Genomic DNA, 16,073 nt, shown 5'->3' with positions numbered 1-16,073 from the left:
GCACCGGCCCCCTTCCGTTCCGGCCGCTCAGGCCGCCTTCACCACCCGGCCCGTTCCCAGCGGCCGGTGCGGGGCGATGATCTGCCCGTCCGGGAGCAGCTCACCGGTGTCCTCGAAGAGCAGGACGCCGTTGCACAGCAGGCTCCATCCCTGCTCGGGATGGTGCGCCACCAGACGGGCGGCTTCCCGGTCGGCTGAGTCGGCTGTCGGGCAGGCTGGCTGGTGCTGACACATGGATGGGTTCTTTCGCTGCGTTGAGTTGAGTGTCCTGCGGCTTGAAGAGGTGTTCATGGCCGCCCCCGTATCAATCGGTCCGGTCCCAGTGTTGCCCCACGGGCTTCGATCCGCAGGGATTTGGCAGCAGCGCTTCCTCTCCTCTCATGACGCGTCACCCGGCCGGACGGTTCAACGCAACTGCACTGTCACTTCGGGTGGTTCGGGGTGGTCGGATGGGGCTAGTACGGATGGGCACACGGGCCCCCGCGTGACGGCACTGTGCCCCCACCGGATCGGCGGGGGCACAGTGCCGTCACGTGGGGGGCGAGCCGGCGCTCAGGCGGGAGAGCCGAGCAGGGGGCCGGGGCCGGGTGTGATGCGGGTGGTGATCACGGGGAGCAGATCGGCGACCCGGTGCGGACGGTGTGCCGCGATACCCGGTGGGGCGGGAGCCAGCGGAACCAGCAGATCGGCGGGGGCGGGGGACCCGCAGGACGCGTCCGCCCCGATGTCTCCGTGCAGCCACAGTGCCATCATGTAGAGCTCGGGAATGGAGAGCAGCCTGGGCTGGTAGGGCGTCGCCGCCGCTTCCGCCTGGCGCAGGGCGAGTTCGGTCGAGGCGATGTACGGGCCCTCGAAGAAGTGCGAGAAGGCCCAGCCGTCCGGGGTGAGCATCGTGTCAGCCGCGGCGACGGCCCGCTCCGTGCTGCGGATCAGGAAGCGCCATGCGGCGAGCCGGGTGGTGGGTGCGGGACCGCCGGGGCCGCCTCGGTCCAGCACATGGACGGGGAGCGGGTGTTCGGGGCTCAGAGGTCCCTGGACGGACCGCAGAGCGGGGGTGCGGGCCTCGCGGACCGCGGTCGGTGAACTGAGCGCCGCGAGAACGCTGCGCAGAGCGGGCGCGGGAGCCGGAGGTACGTGCAGCGGCATAGTGGGTCGCCTCTCACTTCGGAGACACGGTGGAGCGTGGGCGGGTGCAGACGGCGCTGTCGGCGTGCGGGGCCAGAGGAGGCCGGTGACTGGGCCGGTGCGTCAACTCTCTGCCTCGTCCGCGGAGTTTATACGACACGTGTTCACGCGGTGTTTCCACTAGCCGCCACGGCTATTGCCGGCAAGGCGGTATCCAGACTTAATTATGCGGAGATTGTGCTCATTCGGTGCGAGCGGCGCAGCCACCGCCTCGAGTTTTTCCCGCGCAGCGGTAGGCTGAAACGTGTCGCCTCTTTCCCGGCGTGCCGACGGGGAAACTGCGCGCTGCGTCATGCCGAGTGAATGTGCCCCGGGCCTCGGCCATCAGATTAGCGGGTGCGCGGCGTCCGCGGGGCGTTATCGATCTCCCCGTCGGGGCATTATCGATCGTGACACGAGCGGCCCGTGCCGGAGGCTGCCCACGCGAGGAGGGATGCTTCGATGGGGGAGAAGGTCGTAGCGGGCGCCTTTGACCTGTCCGACCGGCAGAGGTACCGGAGGAAGCTCCACCAGTGCCTGGAGGGGCTGGGGAGGCTCCTGGCGGAGCGGAGGTTCGACCGTCCGCGCAACCTCATGGGCATGGAGATCGAGCTGAATCTGGCCGGTGCCGACGGTATGCCGAAGATGTTGAATGGAGCGGTTCTGGAGCGCATCGCCAGCCGCGATTTCCAGACGGAACTGGGGATGTTCAATCTTGAGGTGAACATAGTTCCACACAATCTGTCAGGCCGCGTTCTCGATCAACTGGCCGAAGAGTTGAGGACCGGTCTCGGATATGCCGACCGGAAGGCTGCCGAGGTCGACGCCGGGATCATGATGATCGGAATACTCCCCACCCTCGGGCAGGAAGACATGGTCCGGTCCAATCTCTCCGACGTGGATCGCTACGCGCTGTTGAATGATCAAATGGTGGCGGCGCGTGGCGAGAATTTCCTGCTGGATATCGAAGGCGTGGAGAGGCTCGTCTGCACCTCCGGGTCGATCGCCCCCGAGGCGGCCTGCACCTCGGTGCAGCTCCATCTGCAGGTGACTCCGGAACGCTTCGCGGACGTGTGGAACGCGGCCCAGGCCGTCGCCGCGGTCCAGGTGGCCCTGGGAGCCAATTCCCCCTTCCTGTTCGGCCGGGAGCTCTGGCGGGAGTCGCGGCCGCCGCTCTTCCAGCAGGCCACGGACACCAGGTCGCCCGAACTCCAGAACCAGGGGGTGCGGCCGAGGACCTGGTTCGGTGAGCGGTGGGTGGGCTCGGCGTACGAGCTCTTCGAGGAGAACATCCGCTTCTTCCCCCCGCTGCTGCCCATCTGCGACGAGGAGGAGCCGCTGCGGGTCCTCGACGAGGGCGGGGTGCCCGGGCTCCAGGAGCTCGTCCTGCACAACGGCACGGTCTACCGGTGGAACCGCCCGGTGTACGGGCTCGCTGACGGCGTCCCGCACCTGCGGGTGGAGAACAGGGTGCTTCCCGCAGGGCCGACCGTCGCCGATGTGATCGCCAACACCGCGCTGTACTACGGACTCGTACGGGCCCTCGCCGACGAGTCGCGACCGGTGTGGACCAGGATGCCTTTCACCGCCGCCGCCGAGAACTTCGAGACCGCCTGCCGCCTGGGCATCGACGCCGAGCTGCTCTGGCCCCGGCCCGGCCGCTCCGGCGGCCTGACGCGGGTGCCGGCCGTCAAACTCGTGCGGGACGAACTGCTGCCGCTGGCCGCCGCCGGCCTCGACGGCTGGAACATCGAACCCGCGGACCGGGACCATTACCTCGGGATCATCGAGGAGCGCTGCCGGCGGCGCACGAACGGGGCCTCCTGGCAGGCGGACGCCTACCACCGCGCGCGGGAGGCCGGGCTGGGCCGGGCCGATGCCCTCGCCGCCATGACCCGGCGGTACGCCGAACTGATGCAGGCCGGTGAGCCCGTGCACACCTGGCCGGTGGGCCTTCCCGCAGGGTGAGGCGGGCCGGTGGGCCCGTGTGCGTCCGGGTGGGGGGCCGCTCCGTACGGAGGGGTGGGCCGGTGAGCCCGTGCGCATCTGGCCGGTGGGCCGTGCCGTACGGAGGGGTGGGCCGGTGAGCGGACGGTGTGCCGTTCGCCGGCCGGGCGTGCCCTGTCCACGGGGTGGCCCTGGGCACCGGGAGGCCCGGTGTACGCGGGCCGGTCCGACCCGGAGCGGGGCGGCCCGCGGTGGTGCGCGCCTTACTCCCCGGCTCCGCCACCGCTCTGTCCCGCGGTCATGACGGCCTGCAGGATCACCGCCTGGATCTCCGCCGGGTCACTGACCTGATAGCCCCCGCCACCGGTCACCTTCGCTATCTCGTTCACCTCGTCGCGGTCGGCGTCGGGACCGACCGCGATGGCGAGCAGCGGAACCGGGCGCTCCGGGTCGGTGATCTTCTTGAGCTCGGCGATCAGCGCGGTGCGGGAGATGGAGTGCTCGTCCTGGTTCGAGCCGTCGGTGAGGATCACGACGGCGTTGAACTTGCCCTTCACATAGGTGCGCTGCGCCTCTTTGTAGGCGGCCAGCGCGGTGTCGTACAGACCGGTCGCACCGTCGGGCACGGGCTGCAGTGCGGAGAATGCCGCGGTGAGCTTGTCGCGGTGCGTGCCGCCGCCCTTGGCCGGGTCGCCGAGCCGGCCGGTCGCCACCAGCCTGCGGTAGTCCTTGTCGCCGTCGAGTTCGGTGGCGAACTCCCACAGGCCGATCTCGTCGTTCTGGGTGAACTGGTTGAGCGCCTGGATGAGGGACGCCTTGGTGACGTCCATCCGGGACTGGTTGCGGCCCGGCACGATCGTGGCCATCGACCCGGAGGCGTCGACGACGGTGGTGAGCCGAGCGCTCTGCACGGTGATCGTCCACATGCCGAGCGTCTCCTGCAGGGTGTCGTCCGAGGGTGCGGCCTTGGGCGAGGTGGCGTACGGCTGGGGCGACTTGCCGCCGGCCGAGGCGACCAAGGCGTCGGCCGCGGTGCCCTCGACGGTCCGGAAACCGTGCTCCTCCAGCGTGTGCTGGGACGCGTCCTCGGACAGCAGTGTCATGAACCGCAGGGCCGCCCGGCTCTCGTCCGTCGTCTGCTCCTCCTCGTTGACCAGGGTGAACGGGTAGTCGAGGAGCGGAGCGCCGTCCGTGGGGTAGAAGAGGTCGAGCTTGCCCCCGTCCGCCGACTCGGCGTTGTGGGTGAACGCCGCCTGCTCGGAGAGAAGCACCGCCTGATTGCGCGCCGGATTGCCCTGCTCCGCGCCGGAGCTGTCCTGGGGCAGGGTTTCGACGACCTGGGTGTCGCCGTCCGACATCCGCTGGGCGAGCAGCTTGGCGGTGGCCGCGGCTCTGGTGTCGCTGTCCCCGCCCAGTTTGTCGGAGGAGATTCCGATGCTCGTGAGCGCCAGCAGGCCCGTGGCGCTGCGCGCCGGGTCGGCCGAGCCCAGACGCACCTGGTCGGACTTCATGGCCGCCGCCGTCAGTTCGGCCCAGGAGTACTTCTTCCCGGGCCAGCCGAGGCTCTTCGCGGCGGTGGGCACCATGGCGAGTGTGACGGGTGACGAGGCGACGGAGTCGCCCGGCGTGATCGGGATGGCGTCCCCCGTGCCCTTGGCCCGGTTCAGCCAGAGATCGGAGTCGGGGAGCCACATCTGGTAGTCCGGCGTACGCGTGCCACGGGCGAGGGCGTCCGCGACCTTGTACGAGTCACGGGCCACCACGTCCACGTCCACGCAGCGGCCGTCGGATCTCAGATTGTCCTTGCGCGCCTTGTCGGCGACGGCACGCACGGCCGGGGCGATGTCCGGTGAGGTCATCATGGACAGGTGCACGGCGGTGTCCTCGCACGACTTCGAGAACGACAGCAGGCCGCCCTGTGCCGCGACCGCCGTTCCCGCTGCCACGGCGAGAACGAGCATGGTGGCGATGGCTACGGTGCGACGGCGGCGCGGTGGACGGTCCCCGCTTCCGGCCGTGGCGTAGTCGTCGGGCAAGCTGTGACGTCCCATGTCGGTGGTGCCCCTCCTTGAGGATGAACAAGGAAAAGGGGGACCACACCATCGGCAATGGTGGTCGTCCCCCGGACTGTCGCGCATGATCTTCGTACCTGCATTCGAGACCCTAGCGGGACGGCGAGGGGCATGGGACGCGAATGCACAACTGAGGGCAGGTGTACAGGTGGAGGCGGGGCGCGTGGCTGATTCTTTTCCTCAAGAGGCCGTGTCACGACGGATTCTGCGGTCCGAGACGGTGTTGGTGCTGGCCCTCTCGCTGGGTGCCAGCGGGGTGTCTGCGCTGATCAGTTTTGTCGGATCCCTGACGAAACCAGGGGGTTTGAAGCATCAGGCGGCCACGCTCAACAGTTCCTACGCGCCGGGACGCCCCTGGCTGGATCTCGCCTGGCAACTCTTCGGAATCACGACGGCGCTGGTGCCGGTCGCCCTGGTGGCGCACCTGCTGATCCGTGAGGGGGCGGGGCTGCGGGCCATCGGCTTCGACCGCACGAGGCCGTGGCCCGACCTGGGGCGCGGAACGGTGGTGGCGGCGGGCATCGGCAGTGCGGGTCTGGCCTTCTACCTGGTCGCCCGGGCCGCCGGTTTCAACCTCACGGTCGTGCCCGAGTCGTTGCCCGAGGTGTGGTGGAAGTTCCCGGTCCTCATCCTGTCGGCGATCCAGAACTCCGTGGTGGAGGAAGTGATCGTCGTCGGATATCTGCTGCGCCGGCTGGGGCAGTTGGGGTGGACGCCGATGGCCGCACTGGTGGCCAGTTCGGTCCTGCGCGGCTCGTACCACCTGTACCAGGGCATCGGCGGCTTCATCGGGAACATGGTGATGGGCGTCGTCTTCGTCCTCCTGTACCGCCGCTGGCAGCGGGTGGGTCCGCTGGTCGCCGCACATGCCCTGCTCGACATCGGCGCGTTCGTCGGGTACGCGCTGCTCGCCGGGAAGGTGGGCTGGCTGCCGACCCCATGAGACCGGGGAGGGGCGTGACGGGAGGGGGTGTGCGGGACCGGCCGCACACCCCCTCCCGTCGTCGTCACAGGGTGACCAGCAGTTCGCCGTCCACGACCGTCACCGCCCTGCCCGTCATCAGGGTGCGGTCGCCGCGCAGCGACGTGCGGACGAGTCCTGAGCGGGCGGATGCCTGGAGGCCGGTCAGTTCGTCGCGGCCCAGGCGGGCCGACCAGAACGGCGCGAGGGCGGTGTGGGCGCTGCCCGTCACCGGATCCTCGTCGATGCCCACGGCGGGGAAGAAGCCGCGGGAGACGAAGTCGTAGCCGCAGCCGGGCGAGGCGGCAGCGGCGGTCGCGATGACCCCGCGCCGCGAGTGGACGGCCAGCGCCGCGAAGTCCGGCGACAGTCCCCGTACCGCAGCCTCGTCGGTCAGCTCCACCAGCAGATCACCGACGTCCGGACCGGTGTCGTGCACGGATACGGGCTCCGCGCCCAGAGCGGTGGCCAGCCCCGGCGGCGGGGATTCGGGGGTCAGCGGCGCGGTGGGGAAGTCGAGGGTGATCGAGCCGTCCGGGTCCGCGGTGGTGGGGAGGACCCCGCACCGGGCGGCGAAGCGCACCGTGCCACGCGCGGTCGAGGTGGTGTGCAGGACGTGGGCCGTGGCCAGGGTGGCGTGACCGCACATGTCGACCTCGGTGGACGGGGTGAACCAGCGCAAAGCCCAGTCGGCGGCGCCACCCGGCGGAAGCGGGTGGGCGAAAGCGGTCTCGGAGAGGTTCAGCTCCGTGGCGATCTGCTGGAGCCGGCTGTCATCGGGGAAGCCCTCCGGGCCCAGGAGCAGGACGCCCGCGGGATTGCCGGAGAAGGGGCGGTCGGTGAACGCGTCGACGATACGGATCCTCATGGCCCGACCGTAGAGGCCGGGAGAAGCCGCAGGCCAAGGCCAATTCCAGGTCGGCGGCTCGGAAACCGTCAGCGGGGGGATTGCCGGGCGATCGGTTCCGATATATCGTTGAAGCATCGCGACAGTACGGCGATAGGTAAACGATCAGTACGAGAAGGAGTACGGTCATGCGTTCACATGGACATGAGCACGGACACGGACACGGCCATGGGCACGGTCCCTGCGGGCCCGGACAGTACGAGCGGGGCGACTTCGAGGGTCACCGGGCGGCCTTCGGCCAGTTCGGCCCGCCGTTCGGCGGCGGCCCCTTCGGCGGTGGCCCCTTCGGGGGAGGGCGCGGACGCGGTGGCGGCCGGGGAAGGGCGCGCCGAGGCGACGTGCGTGCGTCGATCCTCGCGCTGCTGAAGGACCGGCCGATGCACGGTTACGAGATGATCCAGGAGATCGGCGAGCGCAGCGGCGGGGCATGGCGGCCCAGCCCCGGCTCGGTGTACCCGACCCTCCAACTGCTGGAGGACGAGGGGCTGATCGTCAGCGCGAGCGAGGGTGGCAAGAAGCTGTTCACCCTCACCGACGCCGGCCGCACCGAGGCGGAGTCGGGGGCCGACGCGCCCTGGGAGGACGCGGGCCGCGGCGTCGACTGGGAGACCGTCAACGAGATCCGGCAGACGGGTGCGGGACTGATGGAGGCGTACGGCCAGGTCTGGAAGACCGGCTCCGCCGAGCAGCGCGAGAAGGCGCTGACCGTCATGAACGACGCCCGCAGGAAGCTCTACCTCATCCTGGCCGACGAGCACTGAGCCGAGCGCCGAGCCGGTGGTGGGCGAACTGAGCAGGGGAATTCCCGAAGGGCCCCGCGGTCGTGCCGCGGGGCTTTGGCCGTGGCACGGGGACGTGCGTGTTCCGGGGTGCGCTCCCTCATGCCGCCCCGGAACGGCGCCCTCGAGCATCTCCGCCCTCCCGCGCATCGGGCCGGGCGGCAACGTGGAAGGCCGGCACCTCGCCCCCGAGGCACCGGCCGCTTCCCTGCCGTCCGCGGCCCTCAGGCCACCTGCTTCTTCAAGGACGTCAGGTGGGCGAAGACGACGACATTGGCCGAGTAGCCGTTCTTCTTGTTGAAACGCCCACCGCACGTCATGAGTCTGAGCTCCGGCCGGCCGGTGGGCCCGTACACCTTGTCGTCCGGGAACTTGTCCTTCGTATACGTCTTGACCTCGTCGACGGTGAACACCGCGGTGACCCGGTCGGCGCGGGCGACCTTCACCGTGTCGCCCCGGTGCAGCGCGTTGAGGTTGAGGAAGATGGCCGGCCCCGTCTCGGTGTCGCGGTGACCGACGATCAGGGAGGTCCCCGCCTCGCCGGGTGAGGGCCCCTTCCGGTACCAGCCCACCACCCTGGGTTTGCTCAACGGCGGGGCACTGAGGTGCCCCTTCTTGTCGAGCCCCAGACCGGTGACCGGGGCCTCGATGAAGATGGCGGGCACGGAGATCTTCACCGGGCGTGAGCGCGCCAGAGGCTCGTGTGAAGCGCGCGGGACGGGCCGGTCGCCGCCGCCCGCGGCGTCGCCGGCGCGGGCGGTGGTGACCGACGAGCCGTCGGACGAGTCCGAACTCGCCCAGACGACGCCGGTCACCACCGAGGAGAAGACGCACAGAGTCATCGTGAGACGACACGCGCGACTGGGCCCTCGCCGCCGTCTGCTGCGGGGACTATGCCTCGTGGCGGGCACGGCGACGTGCGGCTCGGCGCACCATGATCAGCCCCGCGGCTCCGGCCGCGCCGGCCGCCAGTGCGGCGGTGGTGCCGAGGTTCGAGTCGCTCTCGGAGCCGGTGCTCTCCATGTCCGGGACGCCGCCGCCGCCGGCGGGCACTCCGCCGGAAGGCCGCTCGTATCCCGCCTCGTATCCCTTCTCGGAACCCTGCTGGGAAGCCTTCTCGGAACCCTGCTCGGAACCCTGCGGGGAAGCCTTCTCGGAACCCTTCTCGGAGTTCTGCTGGGAACCCTGCTGGGACTTCTCGGAGTTCTGCTCGGAACCCTTCTCATAACCGGTCTCGGAACCGGACTCGGCACCTCGTCCCGCGCCGGTACCCGCTTCGGCACCCGCCGCGGACGAGCCCCGGTCAGCGCCGTCCGCACGGCCACCCTTGTCGCCAGGCTTGTCGCAGTCGACCACGAAGCTCTTCTGCTTCGGGGACGTCACGACCCACACCAACTGGTACGTGCCCTCAGGAAGCAGGTACTCCTGGCTGCGCGCGGAGCCGTTCACGAGAGGCAGCGTGCTCTGCAGGGTGTCGCCCGCGGCGTTCGGCGACTGAGCGGTGATCGTCCACGGAACGGCCAGGAGTTCACCGAAGTTGCTGGCGGAGAGGACGAACTTGCAGACCTCGACTCCGTCGTTGCCGCGGGAGTTCCAGCCGACCGAATGGATCTCGATGTCACCGCTGTCGCCCGGAGCGGCAAAGGCGGTGGATGCCCCGGCCAGCGTGGCTCCGGCGACTGCCACCGTGGCCGCCACGACGGTACCCGCGCGGACACTGCGGGAGCGGATGGAAGCGGAAATGCGCATGCTGAACTCCTTCGAGCCGGGATGATTGTCGTACTGATCAGGCGATCGCCTAAGAGATGACATGAGTCACGGAGGAAATGCGTGCCAACACCCGCAAAACGCCGACGAGTACCCTGAGTAGCCGATAGTGGGCTCAGAGGGAGAGCTCGGAAGAGTGAGATGAGCCGTCCACCTGCGCGGCCTCCCCGCCCTCTGGGTGCGGTACGGGGGCACATCGGCAGGGGCCAGGCCTCGGTGTGCGACCTCTCGTGCGGACCCGCCGGTGACGGAGCGTGAGGTTTACGGGGTGAGGAGCGTCCTGGCGGGGCGGCGTTCTCGCCGGCGTGGCCCTTTGCCGTGAGGTGCCCGGCCGGGCCGCCGGCGGTGTGGAGTTGCGGCGGACGGGCGCGCCTCGAAGGGGGCGACCTGCCGCCTGTCTGTCGGTCGGCCCGGCGGTGCGCCCTCAGCATCCGACCCGCACGATGTCTCGGAGGTCACGCCGCTACGCCCGCATCCCCCGCGCGCCGGTCTCCGGCGGGGTGGGGCGCGAGGGGCCTGTCTGTACGGGCTCCCCCGGAAGGAAGCAGGCAAGCCGGAACCCACTCGACGAGCTGAACGGCCGGGGCGCTCGACGTACCGAAACGGCCGTCGAGCTCGCTGAGCTGAAACGGCCGTCGCACTCGGCGGGTGAAGGGTCTGCTTGGAGGGCCGCCCCGTCCGTACGAGGAGGAGGCCGCGCCGTCGTCCCCCTCGCCCGCTGTCTGCCGTGCCTCGGCCCCCTCAAGACGGCCGGTCGTCATCGTGTGGGTAGTGGTGGCGCGGGAGGCGGTGGCGCGGCGGCCGTCCCGCGGGTGTTCAGGCGACGATCAGGCCGTCCAGTTTGCGCAGCGACTCGATGAGTGCGGCGGTGGCCGAGTCCTTCAGCTTTCCGGCCATCAGGGAGACCGCTGCCCCGGTGAACTCGCCGTCGATGCGGACCGTGGTGGCATCCCCGTCCGGCGTCAGGACGTAACTCATCCTCAGGTTGACGCCCATCGGTCCCTTCCCCGTGGTGGTCAGCAGCCGGCCGTCCTCCAACTCCGACACCGTCCAGGTCACCTCGGCGGGGAACCCCATGAGCTTCAGGTTCTCCTCGTACGTGCCCGCGAGTGCCAGGGTGCCCGGGCCGCCCTTGGGGAAGCTGGTGTGGGTGGCGTTCCACTCCCCGTAGGTGCTGAAGTCGGTCAGCTGGTCCCATACCTTCCCGGCCGGTGCCTCGATGCGCGCCTCTGCACTGACTTCGGCCATGCGACCACCCCTTCTCGACGGGTTACGGTGTCGCGGAACGTAGCCGCAGCGGCGAGAACATTCAATACTGATGAGGCGTCAGGTATGCCCGGCCGGTTCCGGCCCGCCGGGCCGACGCCGCGTCGAACCGGTCGCGCGCGGGGTGCCCTGGTCCCAGACGCTTGCATGCCGAGGCTTCCGGTGGCTCCGGGAGTGTGAGGCAAGGCGGCGCGCGCCGTTTGCGTGGATCGAGTCCCGGAACGGCGCGATCTCATCCGTAAGAAGGAGGGGTCGCCCCTGTGTGCCCAACTCGGGTGGGACACGGCAATGGGACTCCTCGGGGACGCTCCGCGCCGTCGCGGCTGATGGGGTGGAAAGGTGCAGAACCGGATGCCGCGGATGCCTCAGCAGCCCGCACCGAACCACCGTGCCGAGTCCGACGCCGGACTCACCGAAGAGCTGGCCGCCGCGGTGGCGAGCGCGCGCAGGCGCGCCCTGCGTGACGGCGACCGGCAGATCGACACGGCTCATCTGCTGCACTCCCTCATCGAATCGGACCCCGTGGTCCGCGCTGCCTTCGACGGCGGCCCGCAGCTGGCCCGGGTGCTCGGCTACCTCGTCCAGCGCAGCATCGGATACGGGCTGCGCTGGCAGCAGGCGGTGGAGGGCGCGGACGCGATCCCGGTGGTGACGGAGGCGGCCGGCGAGGGCTGGTCGCCTTCGGCGTCGGCCGCGATGGCGGGTGCGTCCCGTCGGGCGGGGAGGCGGGGACGCGAACGGGCCGGCGGGCCCGATCTGCTCGCGGCGCTGGCCGCCGACCGGGAGTGCAGGGCCGTCGAGGTGCTGCACCGGGCGGGCGTCGACGCGGCACTGCTCGCGGACCGGATCGTGGAGGCGTCCGGCCAGGGGTGAGCGGCCCCGGTCTGTCAGGGGCGCTGTTGACATCGGAGTGTTACCGGAGTCAGGCGTCACAGGGGTGACGCTCCTGATGCCGGCTGTCATGATGTGCCGATGCACGCGTCTCAGGGAAGAAGCGCCGGCCTGGGACTCGCCCTCGCCTCGGCCTTCGCGTTCGGTGGTTCCGGAGTGGCGGCCAAGCCGCTCATCGAGGCGGGGCTCGACCCGCTCCACGTGGTGTGGCTCCGGGTGGCGGGCGCCGCGCTCGTCATGCTGCCGGTGGCCTGGCGCCACCGGGATCTGGTCCGCAGCCGCCCCGCGCTGCTCCTGGGATTCGGACTCCTCGCCGTCGCGGGCGTCCAGGCCTGCTACTTCGCCTCCCTCTCCCGCATCCCGGTCGGCGTCGCACTGCTCGTCGAATACCTGGCCCCGGCGCTCGTCCTCGGCTGGGTGCGCTTCGTCCAGCGCCGTCCGGTGACCAGGGCGGCCGCCGTCGGCGTCGTCCTCGCGGCCGGCGGCCTGGCCTGCGTGGTCGAGGTGTGGTCGGGGCTGAGCTTCGACGCCGTCGGACTGCTGCTCGCCCTCGGTGCGGCCTGCTGCCAGGTCGGCTACTTCGTCCTCTCCGATCAGGGGAGCGCGGACTCGGCCGACGGCGCCGCACCGCCGCACCCGGTCGGTGTCATCGCGTACGGACTGCTGATCGGGGCCGCCGTGCTCACCGTGGTGGCACGGCCGTGGGGGATGGACAGGTCCGTGCTCGGCGGTGACACCACCATGAACGGCACGGATGTGCCCGCCTGGCTGCTGCTCGTCTGGATCGTGCTGCTCGCCACCGTCCTCGCGTACGTGACCGGCGTGATCTCGGTGCGGCTGCTGTCTCCGGCGGTGGCGGGGGTCGTCGCCTGTCTCGAAGCCGTCATCGCCACCGTGCTGGCGTGGGTCCTGCTCGGAGAGCACCTGGCCGCACCCCAGCTCATCGGCGGTGCGCTCGTGCTGACCGGCGCCTTCATCGCGCAGTCGTCGACGCCCAAGGCACCCTCCGGCCCCCTCGCCTCGGGAGCGGGCGGGGAGCAGGGGGAGGCCGGGGCGGAGTTGCCGATCGGGCGCGCCGCCTCCTAGGGTGACGATCATGCGTCTGACCGTACTTCCGCCGCCTGCCGCCTAGCGCGGGCCGCCCCATCTGACGAAGACCGGGCTCGGGCAGTTCCCGAGCGGTTCGTCGCTGCCCGCGTGCGGAGTCGAGCGACCACCTTCCTGATCTTCCGTTGGAGAAGTCACGTGTCGAACCCTGCTTCCGGCCTGCCCGTCGGGCGGAGCCTGTGCTATCTGATCGTCGCCGGAGTGGCCTGGGGCACGGCCGGAGCCGCGGCCTCACTGCTCTTCGAGGCCAGCGATCTCGGCCCTCTCACCCTGTCGTTCTGGCGTTGCGCGGGCGGCCTGGTGCTCCTGCTCGCCGCGCTCGCACTGCGGCCCGGCCGGGCGGCCCCCGTCGTCGAGTCCGGGCGCCGGCGGCTGCTGCGCATCCTCGGTACGGGTGTCGGCCTCACCGTGTTCCAGACCGCGTACTTCGCCGCCGTCCAGGCCACCGGCCTCGCGGTCGGCACCGTGGTGACGCTCGGCGCCGGCCCCGTCCTCATCGCCGTCGGCGCCCGGCTGACGATGGGGGAGCGGCTCGGACTCGGCGGACTCACCGCCGTGGCCGGAGCGCTGACCGGTCTCGCCGTACTGGTCCTCGGGGGCGACGCGGCCACCGTGCGGCCCGCCGGGATCGCGCTCGCGCTGCTCTCCGCGGCCGGATACGCCGCGATCACCCTGCTCACCCGGTGGCTCGGCCGGGACGGCGGCGGCGCGGACCCGCTCGCCACCAGCGCCTGGGCGTTCGGTATCGCCGCGGTCGTGCTGCTGCCGTTGGCGGCCGGAGAGGGGCTCGTTCCGCAGACGGGGCACGCGGTGCTGGTGGTGACGCTGCTGGTGTACGTCGCGGCGATCCCGACCGCGCTCGCGTACGCGCTGTACTTCGCGGGCGCCGCGGTGGTGCGGGCGGCCACCGTGTCGGTGGTCATGCTGCTGGAACCGGTCAGCGCGGCGGTCATCGCCGTCGTCGTGCTCCGCGAGCAGCTCACGCCGGCCACGGTCGCCGGGACGCTGCTGCTGCTCACGGCCGTGGTGGGGCTGGCCGTCGCCGAGACGCGCGGTGCCGCGCACGCCCGCCGGGAGGCGGCCGCCCCCGCGTGACCGCCACGGGCGGCGGGGTGGTGAGCTGTCGCACGGCCCCGCCGCTCCTGGGTTCAGAGCGCCTTCAGATACTCCGGAAGGGCGATCGAAGGGTCGAGGTCGTCCGCCGGAACGGGCACCGAGTGACCGGGTGCGAGAGGGACGACGCCCGCCCAGTGGGGCAGCGCGAGATCCCGTTCGTCGTCGTTGGGGCCGCCGGTGCGGATCTTGGCGGAGACCTCCCGCAGGTCCAGCCGGATCACGGCGGTGGCCGCCAGTTCCTTCTCGTCGGCGGGCCGGGCGTCCCCGGACCGTCCGGGCACGACCTGCTCCACGATGGCGTCGAGGGCGGCGCGCCGCTCCTCCGGGTCGGTCACCGTGTGCGCCACGCCGTGGACGACCACGGAACGGTAGTTCAGGGAATGATGGAAAGCGGAACGGGCCAGCACCAGCCCGTCGACATGCGTCACCGTCAGGCACACGGCCAGTCCCTCGTCGCTCCCGCCCGCCGCCCGCAGCGGGCGGGAGCCGGTCGAGCCGTGTACGTAGAGCCGCTCGCCGACCCGGCCGAAGAGCGTGGGAAGGACGACGGGTGCGCCGTCCCGTATGAAGCCGAGATGGCAGACGTACGCCTCGTCGAGGATCGCGTGGACCTGTTCCCGGTCGTAGGAGGCCCGTTCGCGGGAGCGGGTCGGCACCGTGCGCCCGGTCGGGCCGTAAGCGGCTGCGGCGTCCGGGGCTGCGGTCTGCGCGGGGGCGGTCTCCGGCATTGCGTACTCCATTGCACTAGTGCATACTTGGCTTTGTGCTAGGAGAGTATCGGATCAGTGGGCGGCGTGCGTCGGAAATTGCTGCCAGTGTGGAGCGGGCAGTCGGTTCGGGTGAGCTGGCGCCCGGACAAGTGCTGCCTCCCATGCGGGAGTTGGCGAGTCGGCTGGAGGTGAATCCCAACACGGTGGCGGCCGCCTACCGGGCCCTGCGGGAGCGGGGCGTGATCGAGACGGCGGGGCGCAGGGGCAGTCGGGTCCGGCCGCGGCCGGCGAGCACCTCGCGCGGGTCGGTGCGGGTCGAGGCGCCGCCGGGGGTGCGGGATCTGGGGGACGGCAACCCCGACCCCGCGTTGCTGCCCGCGCTGGGGGAAGCCTTCGCCTCGGTCGCCGAGGCGTACGCACGGGCACCGGGGATGTACGCGCAGGCGTCCGTGGACCCGGAGTTCGCGGCCCTGGCGCGCGCCGGGCTGGACGCGGACGGTGTTCCGGCGGGGCCGGTGATCGCCACCTCGGGCTCGCTGGACGCGATCGAAAGGGTGCTGGTCGCCCATCTGAGGCCCGGCGACGCGGTGGCGGTCGAGGACCCCGGCTGGGGCGGTCTGCTGGATCTCGTCCCGGCGCTGGGCATGCGTCCGGTTCCCGTCGCGGTCGACGACGACGGCCCCCTGCCGGACGCCCTCGACGCGGCGCTGAGGTCGGGTGCGCGGGCGGCCGTCGTCACGGACCGGGCGCAGAATCCGACCGGGGCGGCGATCGGCGCGGGGCGCGCGACCGAACTGCGGGCGGTCCTCGCCGGGTACCGGGGCGTGCTGCTGATCGAGGACGACCACGGGCACGCCATAGTCGACCTGCCCCTGCACCCCCTGGCCGGCGCCACGGACCGGTGGGCGTTCGTGCGGTCCGTCGCCAAGGCGTACGGGCCGGACCTCCGGGTCGCCGTGCTGACCGGGGACGCGGTCACGGCCGACCGGGTCTCGGGACGGCAGCGGCTGGGGCCCGGCTGGGTCAGCCGGCTGCTGCAACGGGCGGTGGTGCACCTGTGGACGTCGGGCGCGGTCGACTCGCGCGAGGTGGCCCGGGCGTACGCGCGCCGTCGGGACGCGCTCGTCCGCGCGTTGGTGGACCGCGGTGTCGAGGCCCACGGGCGCAGCGGGATGAACGTGTGGGTGCCCGTGAGTGACGAGACCGGGGCAGTCGCGCGGCTGCTGCACGCGGGCTGGGCGGTGGCGCCCGGAGCGCGCTTCCGGATGACCGCGCCCCAGGGCATCCGGATCACCGTGTCGCCCCTCACCGACGCCGACATCGGGCCGCTCGCGGACGCGGTGGCGGCAGCGGCGGGCCCCGCCGACCCGCTGAGCTACGGATGAA

15 protein-coding genes are annotated in these 16,073 nt (G+C 71.3%); 7 read left to right on the top strand and 8 right to left on the bottom strand.

Annotated features, from left to right (window positions below):
- Positions 1-27 precede the first annotated feature (27 nt).
- Both ABZ454_RS20400 and ABZ454_RS20395 read right to left on the bottom strand, forming a co-directional pair.
- The gene (locus ABZ454_RS20400) at positions 28-234 is read right to left on the bottom strand and encodes a DUF5999 family protein (RefSeq protein WP_148015119.1); all 207 of its coding nucleotides are present in this window, start codon (positions 232-234) and stop codon (positions 28-30) included.
- Positions 235-552: 318 nt separating this feature from the next.
- The gene (locus ABZ454_RS20395; RefSeq protein WP_359539678.1) at positions 553-1,146 is read right to left on the bottom strand and encodes a hypothetical protein; all 594 of its coding nucleotides are present in this window, start codon (positions 1,144-1,146) and stop codon (positions 553-555) included.
- 480 nt (positions 1,147-1,626) lie between these two features.
- Here ABZ454_RS20395 and ABZ454_RS20390 point away from each other — a divergent pair, with 480 nt between their 5' ends.
- Positions 1,627-3,132, top strand: coding sequence for a glutamate-cysteine ligase family protein (locus tag ABZ454_RS20390; RefSeq protein ID WP_356324772.1), 1,506 nt, complete (start codon positions 1,627-1,629; stop codon positions 3,130-3,132).
- A gap of 242 nt (positions 3,133-3,374) precedes the next feature.
- Here the strand turns inward: ABZ454_RS20390 and ABZ454_RS20385 are convergent, their stop codons facing one another.
- Positions 3,375-5,162, bottom strand: coding sequence for a substrate-binding and VWA domain-containing protein (locus tag ABZ454_RS20385; RefSeq protein ID WP_359539677.1), 1,788 nt, complete (start codon positions 5,160-5,162; stop codon positions 3,375-3,377).
- Positions 5,163-5,346: 184 nt separating this feature from the next.
- Here ABZ454_RS20385 and ABZ454_RS20380 point away from each other — a divergent pair, with 184 nt between their 5' ends.
- The gene (locus ABZ454_RS20380) at positions 5,347-6,126 is read left to right on the top strand and encodes a type II CAAX endopeptidase family protein (RefSeq protein WP_356324776.1); all 780 of its coding nucleotides are present in this window, start codon (positions 5,347-5,349) and stop codon (positions 6,124-6,126) included.
- A gap of 64 nt (positions 6,127-6,190) precedes the next feature.
- Here ABZ454_RS20380 and ABZ454_RS20375 read toward each other — a convergent pair whose 3' ends face one another.
- Positions 6,191-7,012 carry a PhzF family phenazine biosynthesis protein gene (locus ABZ454_RS20375; RefSeq protein ID WP_359539675.1) on the bottom strand — a complete coding sequence of 274 codons (822 nt, stop codon included), beginning with the start codon at positions 7,010-7,012 and terminating at the stop codon, positions 6,191-6,193.
- A gap of 167 nt (positions 7,013-7,179) precedes the next feature.
- Here ABZ454_RS20375 and ABZ454_RS20370 point away from each other — a divergent pair, with 167 nt between their 5' ends.
- Entirely contained in the window at positions 7,180-7,812 is a 633-nt protein-coding gene (locus ABZ454_RS20370) for a PadR family transcriptional regulator (protein ID WP_359539674.1), read from the top strand.
- 242 nt (positions 7,813-8,054) lie between these two features.
- Here ABZ454_RS20370 and ABZ454_RS20365 read toward each other — a convergent pair whose 3' ends face one another.
- From ABZ454_RS20365 to ABZ454_RS20355, 3 genes are all read right to left on the bottom strand, one after another.
- Positions 8,055-8,672, bottom strand: a complete 618-nt coding sequence (locus tag ABZ454_RS20365; RefSeq protein WP_359539673.1) for a class F sortase — start codon at positions 8,670-8,672, stop codon at positions 8,055-8,057.
- 49 nt (positions 8,673-8,721) lie between these two features.
- Positions 8,722-9,579: a hypothetical protein gene (locus ABZ454_RS20360; RefSeq protein ID WP_359539672.1), complete on the bottom strand. Its 858-nt coding sequence runs from the start codon at positions 9,577-9,579 to the stop codon at positions 8,722-8,724.
- 834 nt (positions 9,580-10,413) lie between these two features.
- Complete coding sequence (locus ABZ454_RS20355; RefSeq protein WP_359539670.1) at positions 10,414-10,845, bottom strand: SRPBCC family protein; 432 nt, start codon at positions 10,843-10,845, stop codon at positions 10,414-10,416.
- Positions 10,846-11,202: 357 nt separating this feature from the next.
- On the opposite strand from ABZ454_RS20355, the gene ABZ454_RS20350 reads away from it, so the two are divergent.
- From ABZ454_RS20350 to ABZ454_RS20340, 3 genes are all read left to right on the top strand, one after another.
- Positions 11,203-11,736 carry a Clp protease N-terminal domain-containing protein gene (locus tag ABZ454_RS20350; protein ID WP_359539669.1) on the top strand — a complete coding sequence of 178 codons (534 nt, stop codon included), beginning with the start codon at positions 11,203-11,205 and terminating at the stop codon, positions 11,734-11,736.
- A gap of 99 nt (positions 11,737-11,835) precedes the next feature.
- Complete coding sequence (locus ABZ454_RS20345) at positions 11,836-12,840, top strand: EamA family transporter (RefSeq protein WP_359539668.1); 1,005 nt, start codon at positions 11,836-11,838, stop codon at positions 12,838-12,840.
- A 159-nt stretch (positions 12,841-12,999) separates the two neighbouring features.
- Positions 13,000-13,956: an EamA family transporter gene (locus ABZ454_RS20340; protein ID WP_359539667.1), complete on the top strand. Its 957-nt coding sequence runs from the start codon at positions 13,000-13,002 to the stop codon at positions 13,954-13,956.
- A 53-nt stretch (positions 13,957-14,009) separates the two neighbouring features.
- Here the strand turns inward: ABZ454_RS20340 and ABZ454_RS20335 are convergent, their stop codons facing one another.
- Positions 14,010-14,705, bottom strand: a complete 696-nt coding sequence (locus ABZ454_RS20335; RefSeq protein WP_359539665.1) for a pyridoxamine 5'-phosphate oxidase family protein — start codon at positions 14,703-14,705, stop codon at positions 14,010-14,012.
- A gap of 35 nt (positions 14,706-14,740) precedes the next feature.
- On the opposite strand from ABZ454_RS20335, the gene ABZ454_RS20330 reads away from it, so the two are divergent.
- Complete coding sequence (locus ABZ454_RS20330) at positions 14,741-16,072, top strand: aminotransferase class I/II-fold pyridoxal phosphate-dependent enzyme (protein ID WP_359539664.1); 1,332 nt, start codon at positions 14,741-14,743, stop codon at positions 16,070-16,072.
- Position 16,073 lies beyond the last annotated feature (1 nt).

Origin of the sequence: Streptomyces sp. NPDC005803 (assembly GCF_040630435.1) — a bacterium.
GTDB lineage: Bacteria > Actinomycetota > Actinomycetes > Streptomycetales > Streptomycetaceae > Streptomyces.
This window is presented reverse-complemented; position numbering and strand designations above follow the sequence as displayed.

What these genes read in the sequence shown, in the direction of transcription:
- ABZ454_RS20400 (WP_148015119.1), bottom strand. Translation starts at nt 234, where the DNA reads ATGTGTCAGCACCAGCCAGCCTGCCCGACAGCCGACTCAGCCGACCGG.
- ABZ454_RS20395 (WP_359539678.1), bottom strand. Translation starts at nt 1,146, where the DNA reads ATGCCGCTGCACGTACCTCCGGCTCCCGCGCCCGCTCTGCGCAGCGTT.
- ABZ454_RS20390 (WP_356324772.1), top strand. Translation starts at nt 1,627, where the DNA reads ATGGGGGAGAAGGTCGTAGCGGGCGCCTTTGACCTGTCCGACCGGCAG.
- ABZ454_RS20385 (WP_359539677.1), bottom strand. Translation starts at nt 5,162, where the DNA reads ATGGGACGTCACAGCTTGCCCGACGACTACGCCACGGCCGGAAGCGGG.
- ABZ454_RS20375 (WP_359539675.1), bottom strand. Translation starts at nt 7,012, where the DNA reads ATGAGGATCCGTATCGTCGACGCGTTCACCGACCGCCCCTTCTCCGGC.
- ABZ454_RS20370 (WP_359539674.1), top strand. Translation starts at nt 7,180, where the DNA reads ATGCGTTCACATGGACATGAGCACGGACACGGACACGGCCATGGGCAC.
- ABZ454_RS20365 (WP_359539673.1), bottom strand. Translation starts at nt 8,672, where the DNA reads ATGACTCTGTGCGTCTTCTCCTCGGTGGTGACCGGCGTCGTCTGGGCG.
- ABZ454_RS20360 (WP_359539672.1), bottom strand. Translation starts at nt 9,579, where the DNA reads ATGCGCATTTCCGCTTCCATCCGCTCCCGCAGTGTCCGCGCGGGTACC.
- ABZ454_RS20355 (WP_359539670.1), bottom strand. Translation starts at nt 10,845, where the DNA reads ATGGCCGAAGTCAGTGCAGAGGCGCGCATCGAGGCACCGGCCGGGAAG.
- ABZ454_RS20345 (WP_359539668.1), top strand. Translation starts at nt 11,836, where the DNA reads ATGCACGCGTCTCAGGGAAGAAGCGCCGGCCTGGGACTCGCCCTCGCC.
- ABZ454_RS20335 (WP_359539665.1), bottom strand. Translation starts at nt 14,705, where the DNA reads ATGCCGGAGACCGCCCCCGCGCAGACCGCAGCCCCGGACGCCGCAGCC.